General features: G+C 64.0%; 15 protein-coding genes. 5 read left to right on the plus strand and 10 right to left on the minus strand.

The window, feature by feature from the left end:
• Positions 1-5: 5 nt before the first annotated feature.
• The 4 genes from LI72_RS09955 to mutM form a co-directional block, all read right to left on the minus strand.
• Entirely contained in the window at positions 6-776 is a 771-nt protein-coding gene (locus LI72_RS09955) for a HesA/MoeB/ThiF family protein (protein WP_033925722.1), read from the minus strand.
• Positions 777-803: 27 nt separating this feature from the next.
• Positions 804-2,192 carry a chromosomal replication initiator protein DnaA gene (gene dnaA / locus LI72_RS09960; RefSeq protein WP_033925723.1) on the minus strand — a complete coding sequence of 463 codons (1,389 nt, stop codon included), beginning with the start codon at positions 2,190-2,192 and terminating at the stop codon, positions 804-806.
• 850 nt (positions 2,193-3,042) lie between these two features.
• Positions 3,043-3,306, minus strand: coding sequence for a 30S ribosomal protein S20 (rpsT, locus tag LI72_RS09965; RefSeq protein WP_033925724.1), 264 nt, complete (start codon positions 3,304-3,306; stop codon positions 3,043-3,045).
• A gap of 165 nt (positions 3,307-3,471) precedes the next feature.
• A complete protein-coding gene (mutM, locus tag LI72_RS09970; protein ID WP_033925725.1) occupies positions 3,472-4,296 on the minus strand; it encodes a bifunctional DNA-formamidopyrimidine glycosylase/DNA-(apurinic or apyrimidinic site) lyase in 825 nt (274 codons plus the stop codon).
• Between the two features lie 58 nt (positions 4,297-4,354).
• On the opposite strand from mutM, the gene LI72_RS09975 reads away from it, so the two are divergent.
• On the plus strand, positions 4,355-5,086 hold the full coding sequence (locus LI72_RS09975; RefSeq protein WP_033925726.1) for a class I SAM-dependent methyltransferase: 732 nt from the start codon (positions 4,355-4,357) through the stop codon (positions 5,084-5,086).
• A 31-nt stretch (positions 5,087-5,117) separates the two neighbouring features.
• Entirely contained in the window at positions 5,118-6,680 is a 1,563-nt protein-coding gene (gene ubiB / locus LI72_RS09980; RefSeq protein ID WP_033925727.1) for a 2-polyprenylphenol 6-hydroxylase, read from the plus strand.
• A 735-nt stretch (positions 6,681-7,415) separates the two neighbouring features.
• Here ubiB and LI72_RS20720 read toward each other — a convergent pair.
• Complete coding sequence (locus LI72_RS20720) at positions 7,416-7,865, minus strand: DUF4304 domain-containing protein (RefSeq protein ID WP_081984828.1); 450 nt, start codon at positions 7,863-7,865, stop codon at positions 7,416-7,418.
• 144 nt (positions 7,866-8,009) lie between these two features.
• A complete protein-coding gene (locus tag LI72_RS09985) occupies positions 8,010-8,312 on the minus strand; it encodes an ArsR/SmtB family transcription factor (protein ID WP_017672237.1) in 303 nt (100 codons plus the stop codon).
• Between the two features lie 80 nt (positions 8,313-8,392).
• On the opposite strand from LI72_RS09985, the gene LI72_RS09990 reads away from it, so the two are divergent.
• Complete coding sequence (locus LI72_RS09990) at positions 8,393-9,508, plus strand: NADH:flavin oxidoreductase/NADH oxidase (RefSeq protein ID WP_033925728.1); 1,116 nt, start codon at positions 8,393-8,395, stop codon at positions 9,506-9,508.
• Between the two features lie 75 nt (positions 9,509-9,583).
• On the opposite strand, the gene LI72_RS09995 is transcribed toward LI72_RS09990, so the two are convergent.
• Both LI72_RS09995 and LI72_RS10000 read right to left on the minus strand, forming a co-directional pair.
• On the minus strand, positions 9,584-10,621 hold the full coding sequence (locus LI72_RS09995) for a hypothetical protein (protein WP_033925729.1): 1,038 nt from the start codon (positions 10,619-10,621) through the stop codon (positions 9,584-9,586).
• A 200-nt stretch (positions 10,622-10,821) separates the two neighbouring features.
• A complete protein-coding gene (locus LI72_RS10000; protein WP_033925730.1) occupies positions 10,822-11,469 on the minus strand; it encodes a YoaK family protein in 648 nt (215 codons plus the stop codon).
• A gap of 297 nt (positions 11,470-11,766) precedes the next feature.
• On the opposite strand from LI72_RS10000, the gene rpoB reads away from it, so the two are divergent.
• The gene (gene rpoB, locus LI72_RS10005; protein ID WP_033925731.1) at positions 11,767-15,945 is read left to right on the plus strand and encodes a DNA-directed RNA polymerase subunit beta; all 4,179 of its coding nucleotides are present in this window, start codon (positions 11,767-11,769) and stop codon (positions 15,943-15,945) included.
• 116 nt (positions 15,946-16,061) lie between these two features.
• Entirely contained in the window at positions 16,062-20,273 is a 4,212-nt protein-coding gene (gene rpoC, locus LI72_RS10010; protein WP_033925732.1) for a DNA-directed RNA polymerase subunit beta', read from the plus strand.
• A 108-nt stretch (positions 20,274-20,381) separates the two neighbouring features.
• On the opposite strand, the gene LI72_RS10015 is transcribed toward rpoC, so the two are convergent.
• Both LI72_RS10015 and LI72_RS10020 read right to left on the minus strand, forming a co-directional pair.
• Positions 20,382-20,948, minus strand: coding sequence for a DsrE family protein (locus tag LI72_RS10015; RefSeq protein WP_033925733.1), 567 nt, complete (start codon positions 20,946-20,948; stop codon positions 20,382-20,384).
• 31 nt (positions 20,949-20,979) lie between these two features.
• Positions 20,980-22,461, minus strand: a complete 1,482-nt coding sequence (locus tag LI72_RS10020; RefSeq protein ID WP_156139572.1) for a hypothetical protein — start codon at positions 22,459-22,461, stop codon at positions 20,980-20,982.
• Positions 22,462-22,557 lie beyond the last annotated feature (96 nt).

Here is a 22,557-nt window from a genome sequence, read left to right on the forward strand (position 1 = left end):
TGAGACTATGCCGCCGGGTCGCCAGTGCCGCAAGCCTTGCACTCGGGGTCCTTGGCGATCTTCAGCGTGCGCCACAGGGGCTTCAAGCCGTCGAACAGGTGCAGCTTGCCGCACGCGTCCTCGCCAAAGCCGGTGAGCGCGCGCACCACCTCCATCGCGGCAAAGCTGCCGATCAGCCCGACCATTGCGCCCAGCACCCCCTGTTCGGCGCAGGTATCGCAATCTTCGGCATCGAACGCATCGCCGACAAAGCAGCGATAGCACGGGCCATCGGGGAGCCAGCCGCGAAAGGTGCCGATCTGCCCCTGGAAGCGCCCGATCGCCGCGCTGACCAGCGGGATCTGCAACGTCGTGGCGGTGTCGGACACCAGCAGCCGGGTGGCGAAATTGTCGGTGCCGTCGAGGATGACATCGGATCCTGTGAGCAGGTCCGCCGCGTTGGCGGGCGTGATCCGCTCGGGTACCGCAGTGACCGCAAGCTCGGGATCGAACGCGCGCACCCAGCGCGCCGCAACCGCAGCCTTGGGCTCGCCGACATCGGCGGGGGTGAACAGCGTCTGGCGCTGGAGGTTGGACAGATCGACCGTGTCATCGTCGATCAGCGTCAGCCGTCCGATGCCTGCGCCTGCGAGATATTGCAGCGCCGGGCAGCCGATGCCCCCCATGCCGACCAGCACGACGTGCGCCGCCGACAGCTGCGCGACGCCGACACCGCCGATTTCGGGCAGCACGATGTGCCGGGCGTGGCGTTCAAGCTGGGTGGGGGAAAGCGGCATGATGCTCCCCTAGATAGCGCGCCGCGCTCAGCTTTCCAGCTGCTGCAGCAGCGCGCGGACGTCGCCGTCCATATCGGCATCGCGGGTGCGCAGGTCTTCGATCAGTCGCACCGCGTGGATCACGGTGGAATGGTCGCGGCCACCGAACTTGCGGCCGATTTCCGGGTACGAGCGCGGGGTCAGCACCTTGGCGAGATACATCGCGACCTGGCGCGGACGCACAACCGCGCGGGCACGCCGCTTCGAGGACATCTCGGAGCGGTCGACCTTGTAGAACTGGCAGACCGCGCGCTGGATCTCGTCGATCGTGATCCGCCGGCGGTTGGCGCTCAACAGATCGGACAGCTGCTCTTCGGCGAGCGGCAGCGTGACCTTCTGGCCCGTGATCTGGGCATAGGCCATCAGCTTGTTGAGACCGCCGACCAGCTCGCGGACATTGCGGCTGATGGTGCGCGCGAGGAACTCGATGACCTCTTCGGGCACCTCGCCCATCCGCATCGTCTCGATCCGCGCGGTGAGGATCGCGCGGCGCAGCTCGATATCGGCAGGCTGGATATCCGCGACCAGACCCATGGCGAGCCGCGACAGCAGCCGCTGGTCGACGCCGTCCAATGCCTGCGGCGCGCGATCGGAGGTTACGACGAGGCGCTTGCCCGAACCCAGGATGGCATCGATCGTGTGGAGGAACTCTTCCTGCGTCGAATTCTTGCCGATGATGAACTGGATGTCGTCGACCAGCAGCATGTCGAAGCCGCGCAGCCGCGCCTTGAACGCCATCGAATCGCCGCGCTGGATGGCGCTGACAAAGTCGTTCATGAACTTTTCGGCCGGGCAGTAGCAGATGCGTGCGCCCGGATTGACCTCGGCAAAGGCGTTGCCGATCGCGTGCAGCAGGTGCGTCTTGCCCTGGCCGGTGGCGGCCTTGAGGTAGAGCGGGCTGAACAGTGGCTTTTCCAGCGCGGCCATGCGTTGCGCGGCGTTGAACGCCAGCACGTTCGATTGGCCGGTGATGAAGCCGGTAAACAGCTGCGAGGGATCGAGCGAGATGCGGTTGCCGCTATCGGCCAGCGGCGCGCGCGGGGCAGGGGCTATGGCGGCGGGCGATACGGCGCGCGGACGCGGAGCGTCGGTCTCGCGCGGCGCAGCGGCGATGGTCACGCTGCGCACTTCGGGACGGACGATCTTCCACGCCAGCGCAAGCCGGTCGGCAAAGCGTTCACGCACCCAGTTGGCGGAAAATTCGGACGGCAGGTGCAGGTTGAGCGCGCCTGACGCGGGCTCGAAGCTGCCGGGGCGGATGGGACGGATCCACTGGGTGTGGATCTGCGCGCCCAGATCCTTGCGCAGACCTTCGCTGATCTCGTTCCAGTCGGCTGCCCAATCCGCTGCGCCGCTCGAATCGTTGAGTTCGATCATGCCTGTTATTGCCACTTCTTGTATCTTGGTCATCGCTGACAACGGGTCCGGCGGGTCGATCAACGGCCTGCCGGGACGGGGTGGAACTGCGGCGGGCAACCCTTCACTTCGGTTGCACTCCAGCCGCACGCTTAGTGCTGGAAGGGGCTCCCTCGGCCCGGATCGGGCCATCGCGAATCCGATCCTCCCGGATGCGCCAGGGCGTGGCCCCGCGGGCAGGCGTTCGCGTCGCCGGGAACATCCCGGCCTGTCAGGTTATGTGGCAATCCGACCCAGATACGCAAAACGTGCTACCTCCCCCATGCTCGCGTCGCGAGGGGGCCCATCCCCATCGCGATAATCGTCCCGTCACGCTGCCCAACCCCTTGGCCAACGCAGGAACCCGTCGTGAAGACGGAGCACACGCTGCTCACTCGGAAAGACACAAGCCCTTCCAGGTGGTGTTTGTTGCAGTTTGTGCAGTGGAGGACGAGGCATATCAGCCCCCCCTCGGCTCATGATGTAGCGGCCAGCAAACGAGTCGAGCAAGGCCCGCCGGGTAAAAAAAATGAAATAATGCCGCTTGACTCGGCTAAGGCTAGGATATTGCTCGATTCACCATAAGTTATGAATGAATTCAATTGCTTAGCCCAAGGCGTGTAACGGCCCGGATTGCGAATCGCGGAAAACGTGGGGCTTTGCCCGAAAGGGGCGTGACGCTTTTATTACGGTAATGTCACACGCTTTGCGCGATGTTACAAAGCTGGTCTGCGAGCAGCAGGCACGAAAAATCCGCCGAACCCGAGCCCGGGCGGCGGATCATCGTTTTTCGTGGCGTGAAAGGGTGCAGGCGGCAGGCCCGCGACCCGAATCAGCCCAGCGCGGCGAGACGCTTGGTCAGGCGCGAGAACTTGCGCGACGCGGTGTTCTTGTGGAGAACGCCCTTGGCGACGCCGCGTGCCATTTCCGGCTGAGCGCTGGCGAGGGCAGCAGCGGCTGCTTCCTTGTCGCCGGCTTCCAGAGCCGATTCGACCTTCTTGACGAAGGTACGGATGCGTCCGATGCGGTTTCCGTTGACGACCGCACGACGTTCGTTCCGGCGGATGCGCTTCTTGGCTTGCGGCGTATTGGCCATAGTTTCTCACACGTCTTTCAATAGGCGATCACGGCATGATCGGCGGATTTCGGGCAACAGCATCGGGCGGCAATAAGGCGGTGCCCGCGCTTTGAAGCCGCTGCCGTTAGCGATTATCGGCAGGCGCGTCAACGCCTCAATGGCACAAGGCGCCGGCCGGGCGAGTCATTTCTGGCAGCGTCGGCACCAGAAGGTGGACCGGCCCGACTGCACGGTCCGCTCCACGGTGCCGCCGCACGGGCAGGGCTCGCCTTCGCGGCCGTAGACCCGCCATTGCTTGGCGAAATAGCCCAATTGGCCGTCGGGCCGGGCATAGTCGCGCAAGGTGGAGCCCCCCGCCGCAATGGCATCGATCAGCACCGCCTTGATCGCCGCCACCAGCGGCTTGAGCTTGGCAGGGCCGATCTGTCCGGCGGCGCGCAACGGAGAGATTCGCGCCATGTTGAGCGCTTCGCAGACATAGATGTTGCCCAGGCCAGCGACGATTCGCTGGTCGAGCAGCACAGCCTTGATCGGGGCCTTGATCGGCGAGGCGCGGCCCGCCAGCCGCTCGCGCAGATAGGCGGGCGTGAATGCGTCGCCCAGCGGTTCGGGCCCCATCGCGGCGAAGCTGGGGAAGCCTGCGATCTGCGCGGTCTCGACCAGATCGACCGAGCCGAACCGGCGCGGATCGAACAGCGAGAGCACATGGCCCGATTCGGTTTCCATCACGAGGTGATCATGCGTGCCGATATCCTCGGGGTCGATTCGCCAGCGCCCGGACATGCCCAGGTGGAACACCATCGAATCGCCCCGGTCGGTGCCCAGCACGCCATATTTGGCGCGGCGGCCGAGCGAGATGATGCGCGCGCCGGTCATGCGCTGACCGAGGTCTGCGGGAAAGGCGCGGCGCAGGTCCGCGCGGCGCGCGATGACGCTGATCAGGCGCACGTCCTGCAGCACGGCGGCAAGCCCGCGCACGGTGGTTTCGACTTCGGGAAGCTCTGGCATGGAATTTCAGCCGTTATCAGTCTTTGCGTGTCGCACAAAGATGCTTACATGCGCATCCATGAGCGAGACAGTGCCCTTTGGCTATCAGGATATCGACCCGGCAGAAAAGCAGGGCCGGGTTGGCGGCATCTTTTCGAGCGTGGCCGCCAAATACGACATCATGAACGATGCGATGTCCGGCGGCATGCACCGGTTGTGGAAGGACCGCTTCGTGCGCCGGGTCAAGCCGCGCGCCGGCGAGGACATTCTGGACATGGCAGGCGGCACCGGCGACATCGCCTTCCGCATGGTCAAGTCAGGCGCCAACGTCACCGTCGCGGACATCAACCAGGACATGCTCGATGTCGGCATCGATCGCGCGGTCGAGCGCGGCGAGGACCGGCTGGTCTGGTCGTGCCAGGATGCAGAGGCCCTCAAGTTCCCCGATCGCAGCTTCAATGCCTATACGATCGCATTCGGCATCCGCAACGTCACGCACATCGACAAGGCGCTGGCCGAGGCGCACCGCGTGCTGCGCTATGGCGGGCGTTTCTATTGTCTCGAGTTTTCGACCACCGAATGGTCGGTGTTCGGTGAGGTCTATGACGCCTATTCGCACCATCTGATGCCGCGGCTGGGCCAGATGATCGCGGGCGATGCCGACAGCTATCGCTATCTGGCCGAATCGATCCGCCGTTTCCCCAAGCCGCCGGTGTTCGAGCAGATGATCAAGGACGCCGGTTTCGTGTCGACCAGGGTCGAGCCGATTCTGGGCGGCGCGGTCAACATTCATAGCGGCTGGAAGGCGTGATGCAGCAGGCCCGGGGGTTCGGCATCGGCGCATGACTGCCCCGCGTACGCATATCCTGCGGCTCCTGAAATGGGGCCGCATCCTCGCGCGGCATGGAGCGCTCAAAGGCCTGGAGGCCGCGCCGCAGACCCCGCCCGAGGTCCGCCGGCTGTTTCGTATCGCGCGGCTGGGGGCCAGCGTGCCCAGGACCCCCGATTATGCCGGAGCCTTTCGTGCGATCGGGCCTGCGGCGATCAAGCTCGGCCAGACGCTCGCCACCCGCCCCGATCTGGTGGGCGAAGAGGCCGCGAACAATCTGCTGGAATTGCAGGACAGCCTGCCGCCGGTGCCGTTCGATCTCATCCGCGCCGAGATCGAGAACGGGCTGGGCGGGCCGCTGGAAAAGTTCTTTGCGCATGTCGACCCGATGCCGGTGGGAGCAGCCTCTGTGGCGCAGGTGCATCGCGGGCGCACGATCGAAGGCCGCGATGTCGCGATCAAGGTGTTGCGCCCCGGCGTCCGCAAGAATTTCGCGCGCGATATCGACACCTATGAATGGGCCGCCGCGCATCTGGAATCGCTGGGCGGCGAGGCGACGCGGCTGCGGCCGCAGCTGACCATCGCCAATTTCAAGCGCTGGACCTTGCGCGAGCTCGACCTGCGGCGTGAGGCAGCGAGCGCGTCGGAACTGGCGAGCGCGATGGATGGGCACCCAGGCTACCGCGTCCCCGAGATCGACTGGGACCGCACCTGCGGCACGGTGATGACGCTCGAGTGGATCGACGGCATCAAGATCTCGAACCGCGAAGCGCTGATCGCTGCCGGGCATGATCTTCCCGATCTGGCGCGGCGGCTGGTGCTGGCGTTCCTGCGCCAGGCGATCGCGGGCGGCTTCTTCCATGCCGACATGCACCAGGGCAATCTGTTCGTGGCAGCAGACGGCACCATCGTTGCGATCGACTTCGGCATCATGGGGCGGATCGACCGGCAGGCGCGGTTCTGGCTGGCGGAAATTCTCTACGGCCTGACCACGGGCAACTACCGCCGCGTCGCCGAGATCCATTTCGAGGCGCAGTACGTGCCGAGCTATCACAATGTCGACGAGTTCGCGACCGCGCTGCGCGCCGTGGGCGAGCCGATGCGCGGCAAGCCGGTGAGCGAACTGTCGGTCGGCCAGATGCTCGACGGGCTGTTCGCGATCACGCGCGACTTCGACATGAAGACCCAGCCGCACCTGCTGCTGCTGCAGAAGACGATGGTGATGGTCGAGGGAGTCGCGACCCAGCTCGATCCCAATATCAACATGTGGGATGTCGCCGCTCCTTACGTTCGCGACTGGATCCGCGGCGAACTGGGCCCCGAGACATTGCTCGCCGACCGGATCAACACCGATGTCGCCACGCTGCTGCGCCTGCCCGATCTGGTGCGGCGTCTGGAAGAACAGGTCCCCAAAAAGGGCGGCGCGCCCGAACCGCCGCCTGTCCCGCATATCCCGCTGATCTGGGACAAGAAGGTGCGCGTGGCCGGGAGCGGCGGGGGCTTCTGGAGCCACCTGGCGGCGTTGGTCATCGGTGCGGGCGCCGGGGCGGCGGCACTGTTTGCGTGGGTGCACTGAGGTCGCTGCTCTCTCCCGTTGAGCTACGCTCGCCTGCGGCTCAGGGGAGAGATACGCAGGCTTGCGAGCTTGCTCGCTAGCCGAAGTTGAGAGGGGCCTAGCAGCCGCCACCTCAGGCGCCTTCCCCCCTCCCCCCTGAAGGGGTGAGGGCTATTGCCGTCTGCATCTTCATCCCGTCGCACCGCCTCTTCGCGCCTTCGCGTCTTCGCGTGAAAATTTCTGGTTCACGCGAAGACGCGAAGGCGCGAAGGAATTGCACCAGGCAGCGACCAACCGTGCAATGCCGACAATGATGCCCTTTCCGGTCCCCTGCGAAGGCAGGGGCCCATCTCCCGACCGATGTGCCGGGTGCGAGGGCACGAGATGGATGCCTGCCTGCGCAGGCAAGCGAGAAGGGGTGAACGCCCTTAACCACCCACGCTCATCCCTGAAACAAGTTCAGGGCAGGCTCTGAGCCGCGGGCGCAGCCCGCGAAGTCGAAGGACCCGCGCCCACGCTGGCCGTATCGCGGGGCCTTCGACAAGCTCAGGCTGAGCGGAGGGGGGGCGGCTTTTGAGGGGGTGCAGAAAAAACGTCCCGTTCTGCAACCGACCCCATTGCGGACACTTGGCCCTTTGGCAGAAAACGCCCAGATATTGCTGCTCCAGAGCTCATGTGCCGGCCCTGAAAGCAGACCGGCTGCTCTTCCAGTCCCAACGCATCGCAGCGGCGACCTCGAACGACTTGGTCTATTGGTTATCGTGTCCAATTGTCTGGAACCGGCAGAGGGGAACTTAAACCCTCACATGCCCGAATCCTAACAGCAGGGATTAGCTGAGGAATTTTTTGACTAGCCTCATTTACCAGCGCGCCAACGTCTGAAACCAGCTGGTCGAAGTTTGCTGCCGTCAACTCAAAGCCCCCTGGCGCGTTAGTAACCAGACCATCTATGCGGCCAGATGCATGATAGCGTGTTATTGCTGAAAGATTGCTCAAAGCAACATCTGGCAGATGAACGTGCACGTAAATGTAGAAATGCCACGGCTCAACACCTGAATTCCAGCTGGACCCCTGGATATCGATTGCCTCGACATAACCCACACGCTCGCGCCGAAATACACGATTTCGCTTGGTGAAACCCTGAGCCTTAAGTTCGGATTGTTGCAACTGCGACGCGAACGCATCGCCGAGAGCGCGTAGCGACATTGTTTTAGCTCCGTAGCGGTGGGGTTCTATTTGAAAACCGGCTTATTATATACCGTTGTTGTCTGCAACGGCAGCTTCCCACCCAATACCCGCCATCTGCACGTTCTGGCCCGTCGCGTGAAACCGGCCAGCCAAGCCCTAGCGCTACCCCTTCACCCCCAGCACCGCGTCCAGTAACCCCGGAAACCTTTTGTCCACCTCCTCGCGACGCAGCGTGTTCATATGCTGCACGCCCGCGATCCGCGTGTGCACCAGTCCTGCCGCGCGCAGCACGCGAAAGTGGTGGGACATGCTCGATTTGGGGCGGCCGCCGTCGAGGGCGGCGCAGCTGGCTTCGATTTCGCGGTCGAGCTGGCGAACGATGTCGAGCCGAACGGGATCGCTCAGCGCATGCAGCGCGTGCTCGATGGTGACGGTGGCAAGGTCGGGATGCTGATAGGTGCGCATGCAACTCATATAGCATGGGGCCCTTGTAAATCCTATAGTTCGATTATATTCGTACTATCATAGTTATCCAAGGAACTCGTATGACCGACCAGACCCCCGCCAAAACCCCCGCGCTTTTCGAGCCGTACACGCTCAAGTCCGTCACCCTGCGCAACCGCATCGCCGTCTCGCCGATGTGCCAGTATTCCGCCACCGACGGCGTTCCCAACGATTGGCACCGCTCGCACCTGGTCTCGCTGGCGCGCGGCGGCGCAGGGCTGGTGGTGGCCGAGGCCTCGGGTGTCTCGCCCGAAGGCCGGATCACCCCGGGCTGCGCCGGCCTTTGGAATGACGAACAGCGCGATGCGTTCGCGCCGATCGTTGCCGAGATCAAGGCGGCAGGGGCCGTCCCCGGCATCCAGATCGCGCATGCCGGGCGCAAGGCCAGCGCCAACAAGCCCTGGGAAGGCGATGATCATATCGCAGAGGGCGACCCGCGCGGCTGGGAAACCGTCTCGCCGTCTCCCATCGCGTTCGGTGGTGGCCTTAGCAAGGTGCCGCGCGAAATGACCCTGGCGGATATCGAGAAGGTCAAGGCCGACTATGTCGCCGCCGCGATCCGCGCGCGCAAGGCCGGGTTCGAATGGCTGATGCTGCACTTCGCCCATGGCTATCTGGCGCAGAGCTTCTTCTCCAAGCACTCCAACCAGCGCACCGACGCCTATGGCGGCAGCTTCGAGAACCGCTCGCGCTTCCTGCTCGAAACGCTCGAAGCCGTCCGCGAAGTATGGCCTGACGATCTGCCGCTGTCGGCGCGCTTCGGCGTGATCGAATTCGACGGCCATGACGAGGAAACGCTCAGCGAATCGATCGAGCTGATCAAGCTGATGAAGGGGCGCGGGCTCGATTTCATCGATGTCAGCATCGTGTTCTCGACGCCGACCGCGCAGATCCCCTGGGGTCCGGCGTTCATGGCGCCGATCGCCGAGCGCGTGCGCAACGAGACCGGTCTGCCCGCAGCCACCAGCTGGTATATCGGCACCTCGGAAAACGCCAATCGCATGGTCGAGACCGGCCAGGTCGATCTGGTGATGATGGGCCGCCCGCTGCTCGAAAACCCGCACTGGCCGTACATGGCGGCGAAGGAACTGGGCAAGGACAAGCCGAGCTGGACACTGCCTGCACCCTACGCGCACTGGCTGGAGCGCTATCGCTAAATCCACGATTGTTGGTAACACAAGGAAGGCGGGGATCGCTCCCCGCCTTCGGTCGTTCCAAATTGTCCTGATCGCTCAGGCGGCGCTCTGCATCGGATAGCTGTTGCGCAGCAGGAACAGCGCGCGACGCTTGCGGTTGGCCCGCGTCTTGAAGGGGTTGTCGCGGCTGGGGGCCTGCGCAATCAGAGCCTCCAGGCGACGCTCATCCACCGTCATCTCGCCACGGGCTGAAGCCGGGCTGGGCCGGGGGGCAGGGCGGGCGGCCGCCGTGGCCGACATCGTCGAAGACTGCATCAACGGCCGATCGAAACGCGCAGTGGCAGGCGCGGGCACCGGCGTGGTGACCGTGGTGGCTGCCGGGGTCGCGGTGACGCGATCATGCGGTCCAGCCAGGCGGCGGTCATATTCGGCGTCCGACTGCCGCGCCTCGGCCATCATTACCGCGCTCTTGCGGGTCCGGGTGCGGCGCAGTGCGATCGCACCGCCACCCAGGCCGAGCGCCGCGAGCAGGGCCGCCATCCAGCCCCAGACCTCACCATTGCCGTCCGAACCGATCGGCGTGGCTGTCTCTTCGGCGATGGGTGCATCGATCGAGGGTGCACCGGTTGCGACCGGAGCGGCGACAGGTGCCTGCTCGATGGTCGGCGCGTCAAGCGGCGCAGCGGCCACGGCGGTCGGTTCACGAGCCGCCACGGGCTTAGCCTGCGCTGTCTGCAGAGCCGGGCGAGCGGCCGGACGCGGAGTTGCGGCGGCGCGGCGGGCTGGCGGGGTTGCAACCTCGGCTGCCGGAGCAATCGCCGCGACCGGCACGTCGGTGACGGTTGGCGGGGCAACCGGGTTAGCCAGAGGCGTACCCGGCAGCGAGGCTGCGGGCGGCTGTGCCATGGTCGGAGCCGTCGTCGCCGGCGGGGTGGGGGTTGCCGCCTGCGGGGTCACGCCGGGCTGCGTGGCAGCAGGCGCGGTCGGCTGCGGCTGCGGAATCGTCGGTGCCACGGTCGGGCTGAGCGTGGGAGCGGGGGATGCTTCCTGCGCCAGCAGCGGGGTTGCGGTCAGGGCAAGAACGGCGGCAATCGCGGCCCTTGCCGGGCGAATGGGGTGCGATGTGTGTGTCATAGTAACAGGGCTACGCCTGAGTGTCGCAAAAGCGTTCAGCCCTGGCCGATCAAAGCCCGGCAGACGGAAGTCGGCGAGCGACCAGTTGCAGAATTGGGTCAGTTCTGCAGTCCTAAATGATCATGATCACTTCACGTTTTACCGGGTGCCGTGCGAAGAGCGGGGCCGCGGTCTGGTAAAGCGCGAATGTCTATTGCAGGCTATTCGTGCAGCGCAAAACGCGGGAGGCTGGCGATCAGCGTGAGAACCAGCCTGATGCCGACAGCCATCCAAAGGGCGCCAAGGCCCCAATCGAGATAGGCGAGCACGCCCAGCCCTGCCCCACTGACCAGCCCCGCCCATAGCAACAGATGCGGCACCCAGGCCCAGGACTGGCCCGGGCGGTGGATGCGCGACAGGGCCTGGCCCAGCTTGACCAGCGTTCCGGTCATGTAGGTGAGGCCAATGCTGACCTCGCCCTCGCGCTGGAATACTGTGTTTTCCATTCCCATGGCCAGCAGGGTGCAGCCGACCGCAGCCGTACCGAGCCCCACCATCGCCAGCGCCGCCGCGCCCGCCAGCAGCAGGACCACGCCCAGGATGGTCAGCGGCAGCCGCGCCCGGGGCGGGCAGGCGTGGCCGATCAGATTGCCCAGGATGACACCGAGTACGAAGGTCGCGATCATCGATCCGGCAATCGCGGCGATGCTGGCGTCGGTGAACAGACCCACTGCCATGCGGGTCGAGTTGCCGGTCATGAAGGCGGTAAAGAAGCCGCCGGTATAGAGAAAGCCGATCGCATCGACGAACCCGGCGAGCCCTGCAAGCGCGACCGCGAGGAACCAGTGGTTGCGTTGATAGCGGGTCATGGCGCGGGCTATAGCGCGCGGGGCTGCCCCCTGTCATCCGCCTGTCATCCGTCGCAAGCCAGCCCGCACGCGTTTGACAAGTCCAACAGCGCGGCCTATATCCGCCTTCGATACCGGGCGCTTCGAGACATGACAGGTTTGCGCGGACCTGCCGAACGAAGGAAGCATCCGGAACCATTGAGACGCGATAGGCTGCGGTTCCTGGGGTTTCCCATGGACCAGCGGCCTTTTGTCGTCACTGTGCGCCGTTGAATTACACGTGCGAATCGACAGACACGAAAAGGCGAAGACAAGTTTATGGCAACCTCCACACGAGCATCGGCCACCAACAAGCCGACTCCGATGAAGCGTATCCGCAAAATTTTCGGTGACATCCACGAAGTCAGCGAAATGCCGAACCTGATCGAGGTTCAGCGCGAAAGCTATGAGCAGTTCCTGCGGTCGGACCCCTCGGTCGGCTATGTATCGGGACTGGAAAAGACGCTGCGCAGCGTGTTCCCGATCCGCGACTTCGCCGGCACCGCCGAGCTCGATTTCGTGCATTACGAACTGGAGCCCCCCAAGTACGACGTGCAGGAATGCCGCCAGCGCGGGATCACCTATGCAGCTCCCATGAAGGTGACGCTGCGCCTGATCGTGTTCGAGGTCGATGCCGAAACCGAAAGCCGCTCCGTGCTCGATATCAAGGAGCAGGACGTCTATATGGGCGACATGCCGCTGATGACCGCGAACGGCACGTTCGTCGTCAACGGCACCGAGCGCGTGATCGTCAGCCAGATGCACCGCAGCCCGGGCGTGCTGTTCGATCATGACCGCGGCAAGACCCACTCGTCGGGCAAGTATCTTTTTGCCGCGCGCGTCATTCCGTACCGCGGTTCGTGGCTCGATTTCGAATTCGACGCCAAGGACATCGTCAACGTGCGTATCGACCGCAAGCGCAAGCTGCCGGTCACCTCGCTGCTGTACGCGCTGGGCCTGAACGACGAAGAAATCCTCGACCATTTCTACGAAAAGGTCGTCTACGAGCGCGGCACCGGCGGATGGAAGATTCCGTTCGTGGCCGAACAGTGGCGTGGCATGAAGCCGGCGTTCGACATCGTCGATGCGGAAACCGGCGAAGTCGCGTTCAAGGCGGGCGACAAGATCACCCCGCGTGCCGCCACCAAGGCGGGCAAGGATGGCCTCAACAGCCTGCTGATCCCGACCGAGGAAATCTTCGGCCGCTACAGCGCCTATGACCTGATCAACGAGCAGACCGGCGAAATCTACATCGAAGCGGGCGACGAAGTCACCGCCGAGAACCTGGAAAAGCTGGACAAGGCGGGCATCGATCAGCTGGTGCTGCTCGACATCGACCATGTCACCACCGGCCCCTGGATCCGCAACACGATGAAGGCCGACAAGGCCGACAACCGCGACATGGGTCTCGATGCGATCTATCGCGTCATGCGCCCCGGCGAACCGCCGACGCGCGAAACCGCCGATGCCCTGTTCGAAGGCCTGTTCTTCGACGGCGAGCGCTATGACCTGTCGGCTGTGGGCCGCGTCAAGCTCAACATGCGTCTGGAGCTGGACTGCGAAGACACCGTCACCACGCTGCGCCGCGAGGACATCCTGGCCGTCGTCAAGACGCTGGTCGACCTCAAGGACGGCAAGGGCGATGTCGATGACATCGACAACCTCGGCAACCGTCGTGTGCGTTCGGTGGGCGAGCTGCTGGAAAACCAGTATCGCGTCGGCCTGCTGCGCATGGAGCGTGCGGTCAAGGAGCGCATGAGCTCGGTCGATGTCTCGACCGTGATGCCCAACGACCTGATCAACGCCAAGCCTGCGGTCGCAGCGGTGCGTGAATTCTTCGGCTCGTCGCAGCTGTCGCAGTTCATGGACCAGACCAACCCGCTGGCCGAAGTCACCCACAAGCGCCGCGTTTCGGCCTTGGGCCCGGGCGGTCTGACCCGCGAGCGCGCAGGCTTCGAAGTCCGCGACGTTCACCCGACCCATTATGGCCGTATCTGCCCGATTGAAACGCCGGAAGGCCCGAACATCGGTCTGATCAACTCGCTGGCGTCGTTCAGCCGCGTCAACAAGTACGGCTTCATCGAAACCCCGTACCGCAAGGTTGTCGACCACAAGGTCACCGACGACGTCGTGTACCTTTCGGCGATGGAAGAGGCCAAGCACACGATCGCGCAAGCCAACGCCGAGCTCGACGATGACATGGGCTTTGTCGAGGACATCGTCTCGTCGCGTCAGGCAGGCGAATTCCTGATGGCGCCGCGCGACATCATCACCCTGATGGACGTCAGCCCCAAGCAGTTGGTCTCGGTCGCCGCATCGCTCATTCCGTTCCTGGAAAACGATGACGCCAACCGCGCGCTGATGGGATCGAACATGCAGCGTCAGGCCGTGCCGCTGGTGCGCGCCGAAGCGCCGTTCGTCGGCACTGGCATGGAAGAGACCGTGGCGCGCGATTCGGGCGCCGCGATCGCTGCCAAGCGCGCCGGCATCGTCGACCAGGTCGATGCCACCCGTATCGTGATCCGCGCCACCGGTTCGGTGGACTCGGGCCGCTCGGGCGTCGACATCTACACGCTGCAGAAGTTCCAGCGTTCGAACCAGAACACCTGCATCAACCAGCGTCCGCTGGTGAAGGTGGGTGAGGTCATCAACGAAGGCGACATCATCGCCGACGGCCCGTCGACCGATCTGGGCGAGCTGGCGCTGGGTCGCAACGCGCTCGTCGCGTTCATGCCCTGGAACGGCTACAACTACGAAGACTCGATCCTGATCAGCGAACGCATCGTCAAGGACGACGTGTTCACCTCGATCCACATCGAGGAATTCGAAGTCATGGCCCGCGACACCAAGCTCGGACCTGAAGACATCACGCGCGACATTCCCAATGTCGGCGAGGAAGCGCTGCGCAACCTCGACGAAGCGGGTATCGTCTATATCGGTGCGGAAGTGCATCCTGGCGACATTCTGGTCGGCAAGATCACGCCCAAGGGCGAAAGCCCGATGACGCCGGAAGAAAAGCTGCTGCGCGCGATCTTCGGCGAAAAGGCCAGCGACGTGCGTGACACCTCGCTGCGTCTGTCGCCGGGCGTTTCGGGTACGGTCGTGGAAGTCCGCGTGTTCAACCGTCATGGTATCGACAAGGACGAACGTGCCCTGGCGATCGAGCGCGAGGAAATCGAGCGCCTGACCAAGGACCGCGAAGACGAACGCGCCATTCTGAACCGTGCGACCTACAACCGCCTGCGCGAAATGCTGGTCGGCCAGGTGGCTTCGGCTGCGCCCAAGGGTGTCAAGAAGGGCGAAGCGATCACCGAAGAGCTGCTCGAGGAAGTCGAGAAGCATCTGTGGTGGAAGTTCGCGGTCGAGGACGATGCGGTCCAGTCCGATCTGGAAGCCGTCAAGGTCCAGTATGACGAAGCTGTCACGCGCATCACCGAGAAGTTCGACGATCGCCGTGAAAAGCTGGAGCGCGGCGACGAGCTGGCCCCGGGCGTGCTCAAGATGGTCAAGGTGTTCGTCGCGGTGAAGCGCAAGCTGCAGCCGGGCGACAAGATGGCCGGACGTCACGGAAACAAGGGTATCATCAGCCGCATCCTGCCGATCGAGGACATGCCGTTCCTCGAAGATGGCACGCATGTCGACTTCGTGCTCAACCCGCTGGGTGTGCCGAGCCGCATGAACGTCGGTCAGATTTTCGAAACCCATCTGGGCTGGGCCGCGCGCGGTCTGGGTCAGCAGATTTCGAAGGCGCTGGACGATTGGCGCGAAGCCAATCCGAACCCCGAGGCGGCCAGCCCGCCCGACGCGGTCCGCGAGAAGCTGAAGTATGTCTATGGTACCGACTATCACGTCGAGATCGACAACCGGAGCGACGAAGGCGTGGTCGAACTGGCAGGCCTGCTGCGCAACGGCGTTCCGATGGGCACCCCGGTGTTCGACGGTGCGCGCGAGGCGGACGTTTCGAGGATGCTGGAGCGGGCGGGTCTCGACCCCTCGGGCCAGGTCGATCTGTACGACGGCCGTACCGGCGACAAGTTCGACCGCAAGGTGACCGTGGGCTATATCTACATGCTCAAGCTGCACCATCTGGTGGACGACAAGATCCACGCCCGTTCGATCGGACCCTACAGCCTCGTCACCCAGCAGCCGCTGGGCGGTAAGGCGCAGTTCGGTGGACAGCGCTTCGGGGAAATGGAGGTCTGGGCACTTCAGGCCTATGGCGCGGCCTACACGCTGCAGGAAATGCTGACGGTGAAGTCCGATGACGTGGTCGGACGCACCAAGGTCTATGAGGCGATCGTCAAGGGTGACGACACGTTCGAGGCCGGCATTCCCGAAAGCTTCAACGTGCTGGTCAAGGAAATGCGCTCGCTGGGTCTCAACGTCGAGTTGAACTCCATCGATGCACTGCCCGATCCGGACGAAGAGCAGGACGCGCTTTCGGAAGCTGCCGAGTAAGAATACTCCCCTCCCCCTCGGGGGAAGGGCCGGGGGTGAGGCTTTGATGGGCCTCACCCAACATTCCCCACCCCAACCCCTCCTTTCAAAGGTGAGGGGCTCGGAAGGCGAAAAAAATGAACGAACTGACCAAATTCAACAATCCCGCCGTGAAGCCGGAAACCTTCGACGAGATCCAGATCGGTCTGGCCTCGCCCGAGCGCATCCGCTCGTGGTCCTTCGGCGAGATCAAGAAGCCCGAAACCATCAACTATCGCACGTTCAAGCCCGAGCGTGACGGCCTGTTCTGCGCGCGCATCTTCGGTCCGGTGAAGGATTACGAATGCCTGTGCGGCAAGTACAAGCGCATGAAGTACAAGGGCATCGTCTGCGAAAAGTGCGGCGTTGAAGTCACCGTGACCAAGGTGCGCCGCGAGCGCATGGGTCATATCGAGCTCGCCGCTCCGGTCGCGCACATCTGGTTCCTGAAGTCGCTGCCCTCGCGCATCGGCCTGCTGCTCGACATGCAGCTCAAGCAGCTTGAGCGCGTGCTGTATTTCGAAAGCTATGTCGTCATCGAGCCGGGCCTCACCAGCCTGGAAAAGTATCAGCTGCTGACCGAAGACGAGCTGCTCGACGCGCAGGACGAGTTCGGCGAAGACGCGTTCTCCGCCGGCATCGGTGCAGAAGCCGTGCGCCAGATGCTGATGGATCTCGACCTCGAAGCCGAGCGTGCCGATCTGCTGCAGGAACTTGAGACGACCAAGTCGGAACTGAAGCCCAAGAAGATCATCAAGCGCCTGAAGGTCGTGGAATCGTTCATCGATTCCGGCAACCGGCCTGAGTGGATGATCCTGGAAGTCATCCCCGTGATCCCGCCCGAGCTGCGCCCGCTGGTGCCGCTGGACGGTGGCCGCTTCGCGACCTCGGACTTGAACGACCTGTATCGCCGCGTGATCAACCGCAACAACCGCCTGAAGCGGCTGATGGAGCTGCGCGCGCCGGACATCATCGTCCGCAACGAAAAGCGCATGCTGCAGGAAGCTGTCGACGCGCTGTTCGACAACGGTCGTCGCGGCCGCATCATCACCGGTGCCAACAAGCGTCCGCTGAAGTCGCTGTCCGACATGCTCAAGGGCAAGCAGGGCCGCTTCCGTCAGAACCTGCTCGGCAAGCGCGTCGACTATTCGGGCCGTTCGGTCATCGTGACCGGTCCCGAACTCAAGCTGCACCAGTGCGGCCTGCCCAAGAAGATGGCGCTCGAGCTGTTCAAGCCGTTCATCTACGCGCGTCTCGATGCCAAGGGTCTGTCGATGACCCTGAAGCAGGCGAAGAAGTGGGTCGAGAAGGAGCGCAAGGAAGTCTGGGACATCCTCGACGAGGTGATCCGCGAGCACCCCGTGATGCTCAACCGTGCGCCGACGCTTCACCGTCTGGGCATCCAGGCGTTCGAACCCGTGCTGATCGAAGGCAAGGCGATCCAGCTGCACCCGCTGGTCTGCTCGGCCTTCAACGCCGACTTCGACGGTGACCAGATGGCCGTCCACGTTCCGCTGTCGCTCGAAGCGCAGCTGGAAGCGCGCGTGCTGATGATGTCGACCAACAACATCCTCTCGCCCGCCAACGGCAAGCCGATCATCGTTCCTTCGCAGGACATGGTCCTGGGTCTGTATTACCTTTCGATGGATCGCGAAGGCGAGCCGGGCGAAGGCATGCTGATGGCCGACATCGCCGAAGTGCATCAGGCGCTCGAGGTGGGCGCGGTGACGCTCCACACCAAGATCGTCGCCCGCGTTCCGCAGACCGACGAACAGGGCAACCAGTATCTGAAGCGGTACAACACCACGCCGGGCCGCATGCTGATCGGCGAGTGCCTGCCCAAGAGCCACAAGGTGCCCTTCGATGTCGTCAACCGCCTTCTCACCAAGAAGGAAATCGGTGACGTGATCGATCAGGTCTATCGTCACACCGGCCAGAAGGACACCGTCCTGTTTGCCGATGCGATCATGGGTCTGGGCTTCCGTCATGCCTGCCGTGCCGGCATCTCGTTCGGCAAGGACGACATGATCATTCCGGACAGCAAGGAGCGTCTGGTCGACGAGACCCGCGCTTTGGTCGCCGACTATGAGCAGCAGTATCAGGATGGTCTGATCACCCAGCAGGAAAAGTACAACAAGGTGATCGACGCCTGGAGCCGTTGCGGCGACCAGGTGGCCAACGCCATGATGGAAGAGATCAAGGCGACGCCGAAGGACGAGCATGGCCGCGAAGCTCCGGTCAACTCGATCTACATGATGAGCCACTCGGGCGCGCGTGGTTCGCCAGCGCAGATGAAGCAGCTTGCCGGTATGCGTGGTCTGATGGCCAAGCCGTCGGGCGAGATCATCGAAACGCCGATCATCTCGAACTTCAAGGAAGGTCTGACCGTTCTTGAATACTTCAACTCGACCCACGGCGCCCGCAAGGGTCTGGCCGACACCGCGCTCAAGACGGCAAACTCGGGTTACCTGACCCGCCGTCTGGTCGATGTCAGCCAGGATTGCGTCATCGTGCAGGAAGATTGCGGTACCGAGCGGGCGCTGGAAATGCGCGCGATCGTGCAGGGCGGCAGCGTCATCGCTTCGCTGGCAGAGCGTATCCTGGGCCGTACCCTGGCCGAGGATATCTCCGACGTGAAGACCGGCGAGATCGTCGTTCCCAAGGATACCCTGCTCGACGAAGCCGCCGTGGCCGCGATCGAAGCTCTGGGCATCCAGGCGGCACGCATCCGCTCGCCGCTGATCTGCGAAGCGACCATGGGCGTGTGCGGCAAGTGCTACGGCCGTGACCTTGCTCGCGGTACGCCGGTGAACATCGGTGAAGCTGTCGGCGTGATCGCTGCACAGTCGATCGGTGAGCCGGGCACCCAGCTGACGATGCGGACCTTCCACATCGGCGGCGCGGCGCAGCTCAACGAGCAGTCGAACCTCGAAGCGGTGGCCGATGGCACGCTGCAGTACCGGGATATCCCGACCATCGTGAACAAGCGCGGACAGCGCCTGTCGCTCGCCCGCAACGGCGAAATCGCGATTGTCGACAAGGAAGGCCGCGAACGTGCGGTCCATCGCATCCCGTACGGCACCGTGCTGCTGGTCGACGACAATGGACCTGTCAGCCTGGGCGACCGGATTGCCGAATGGGATCCGTTCACCATGCCGGTGATCACCGAAAAGGGTGGTATCGTGAAGTATCAGGACCTGATCGACGGCAAGACGCTGATCGAGCAGACCGATGATGCCACCGGTATCGCACAGCGCGTGGTCGTGGAATTCCGTGGTTCGCTCAAGGCGAAGTCCAAGGAAGATCTGCGTCCCCGCCTCACCCTGCTGGACGAGGATTCGGGCGAAGCTGCGCGCTATATGCTGGCAGTGGGTGCGATGCTCTCGGTCGAGGATGGCCAGAAGGTCGAAGCCGGCGATGTTCTTGCCCGCGTCAGCCGCGAAGCCGCCAAGACCCGCGACATCACCGGCGGTCTGCCGCGCGTGGCCGAGCTGTTCGAGGCGCGCAAGCCCAAGGACAACGCGATCATCGCCAAGGTCTCGGGCCGCATCGAGTTCGTCCGTGACTACAAGGCCAAGCGCAAGATCGCGATCCACCCGGAAGAGGGTGAACCGGTCGAGTATCTGGTGCCCAAGTCGAAGGTCATCGACGTCCAGGAAGGCGACTATGTGAAGAAGGGCGACAACCTGATCTCAGGTTCGCCCGACCCGCATGACATCCTGGAAGTGCTTGGCGTGGAAGCGCTGGCCGAATATCTGGTCAGCGAAATCCAGGAGGTCTATCGTCTGCAGGGCGTGAAGATCAACGACAAGCACATCGAGGTGATCGTTCGCCAGATGCTGCAGAAGGTCGAGATCACCGATGGCGGCGATACCACGCTGCTGCCGGGTGAACAGCTCGATGGCGAGGAAATGAACGAGTACAACGCGCGTCTTGCGCCGGGCAAGAAGCCGGCGGAAGGCAAGCCGGTGCTGCTGGGCATCACCAAGGCATCGCTGCAGACCCGTTCGTTCATCTCGGCTGCGTCGTTCCAGGAAACCACCCGGGTGCTCACTCAGGCGGCGGTCGAAGGCAAGCGTGACTCGCTGATCGGCCTGAAGGAAAACGTGATCGTCGGACGTCTGATCCCGGCGGGTACCGGTGCCGGCATGAGCCGCATCCGGATCGCCGCGAACAGCCGCGATGCTGCGCTGCGTGCGCAGCAGCGCGCGCTGCAGAAGGCGATGGCAGCGGCCAACGAAGTCGCGGCGGCTCCCGCCCCGGCTCCTGTGGCCGCCGAGCCCGAAGTCGTCGATACCGACGCGGAATAAGCCTGGGCATCCCCGGACCTGTTCCGGGGGGCGCTCATCGCGACAAACGCAAAACCCCGCCGGAAGCGATTCCGGCGGGGTTTTTGTATCCGCTCGTGTCGCGGCGGATCAGAAGGGGTTGAGGGTGTAGCCCTGTTGCTGGAGCAGGGCATGCGCGGTCATCGCCGACAGCGCCATCTGCACCCCCGGAGCCAGGCTTTCGCGCTGGATGCCCAGCGCGGCTGCGCTCTGGCCGCAGAGGATGAACTGGACATCGTGCTGCAGCAGCGTGGCAATCGCCGCAAGATTGGCATTGGCCGCACCGTCATGCTTGGCGGCATAGGCTGCAGCATCGGTGAGGTCGAACGCGGCCTGGCCATGGACCACCACCGCCAGCCTGATCGCGTCCCGCGGCACGCCGGCCTCGACATGCATGTTGATGAAACGCGCGGCCGTTTCGATCGAGCGGTTGATGCTGCCGGGCTTGCCCGGTTCGCTGACGTCGTAGGCGATGCTGAAGGTCGCTGCCGCCGGGATCGGGCTGTGACCCTCGACGGTCGCGACCGGCCCGAAAGCGGGGATGACGGTGCCGGCATGAAAGCCCGGGCGCAGGGCGTCCTGCGCGAGCGCAGGCATGCCGGGGGCCAGTGCGCCTGCCACGAGCAGGGCCAGGAACCGGGAACGGGTATATCGCATCGCAACCTCCTTGAACGGGAGGCGGACTGTGTCACGTATCGTCGTTCGATGCATCATCCTTGGCGGATCGCGCAGGCTCGGCATCGATCAGCTTGCGGGCAAATTCGGCCAGACCCGTGTCGTGCGGATGATTGATCAGCGGTGACAGCGTCTTGCGGGCCTGCTCCAGGCTGCCGGTCCGGATCTGGTGCTGACCCAGCGTCAGCCGCAGCCCGGTGTCATAGGGGGCCAGCATCAGCGCCTTTTGCAACCCCTGGACTGCGATCGGCGGCGGGGCTTTACCCTCGGCGGCATAGCTGCGGTAGAAATAGCTCAAGGGAATGGGATTGTCGTTCTCGACCCGGTTGGCCGCCGCAATCGCGGCGCGGACCTTGGGCCACAGCGCCTCGTCGTCCCCGGCCTTGCGGAACATCGCATAGATTTTCTGGATATAGGCGTTGATCGCCTGGGGGTCGGCGGCGATTGCCTTGTCCGCTGCAGCCAGCGCGGCATCATCCTGGCCCGCATCATATTCCGCTTCGGCCAGCGCCGCCATGACGAACGGATCGTCGGGATAGGCAGCCGCGATCGTGCGGGCTTCCTCGACCACCAGCGCCGCCTGTTCCTCGTTCACGCCGCGCTTCGAGCGCATCATGATCGGCAGGATGGCAGCTTCGCCCTTGCGCAAGGGCCGGATGCGGACCTCGGCGGCGGTGATCCGGTTCGCGCCCAGGTTCATGTAGCTCATCTTGCGCGACATCATGTAGCGCTCAAGCTCCTTGTCCAGCGCCGCCAGGTCACCAAAGGCCCCGGTTGCGGCGGCATCTTCGCCTTCGCCCTGGCTCAGCCGGGTCATGTAATCGTTCAACTGCCCGGGGCGCTTTCCCGACAGCATCATGTAATGGAACAGCAGCCAGCTGCGGCCATAGAAGGCGTCATAGCGGCGGGACGCGTTCTCACGGTACTTGCGTGTGTTCAGCAGCATCGCGAGCGGCACGTCCTTGGCATAGACCAGTTCGGCCGCGCGGTGGTTGGCAGGCAGGCCCAGGCCGACCCCGCCGTCACTCTCGAACTTGGCGGTCGCGTAGAACTCGGCAAAGCCTTCCGAAAACCACAAGGGCGGCGAGCCGGAAAAGAGCGAGTACATGAAGTGGTGTGCGTATTCGTGCAGCAGCACGAGCTCGCCTTCGGTGACGCGCTCGCTCTGGTTGCTGCCATCCACGCGGGGAATGAACGCCACCGATCCGCCGGCGCGCGACTGATAGAAGCCCTGGGTGAAGCGGCTGCCTTCGCCCAGCAGCTTGCGCACCTGATTGGCATCCCGCACCACGAACACGGTCAGCCGGTTGGAAGGGGATGTCGGCTCATCGGGCAGCTTGTAGACCGCGCGCATGGCCGAGCGATAGCGTTCCAGCATGTCGCTGAAGGCGCGCACCTGCTTTTCGCTCTGCTCGGCATAGACCACGAAATTGGGGCTGGATGCCTCAAGCCAGGCGGCCTTGGCGGTGGTGGAACAGGCCAGAAAAACAGCCAAGATCAAGCCTATGCGGCTTGCGAAACGCGCGACCATCGATGCTCCCCTCCCGATGGCTCGACGCTAGGTCGATACCGAACCGCCCGCAATCCCCCA

The sequence above is a fragment of the Sphingomonas sp. 35-24ZXX genome, from assembly GCF_000786215.1.
In the GTDB taxonomy this organism is placed as follows: Bacteria; Pseudomonadota; Alphaproteobacteria; order Sphingomonadales; family Sphingomonadaceae; genus Blastomonas.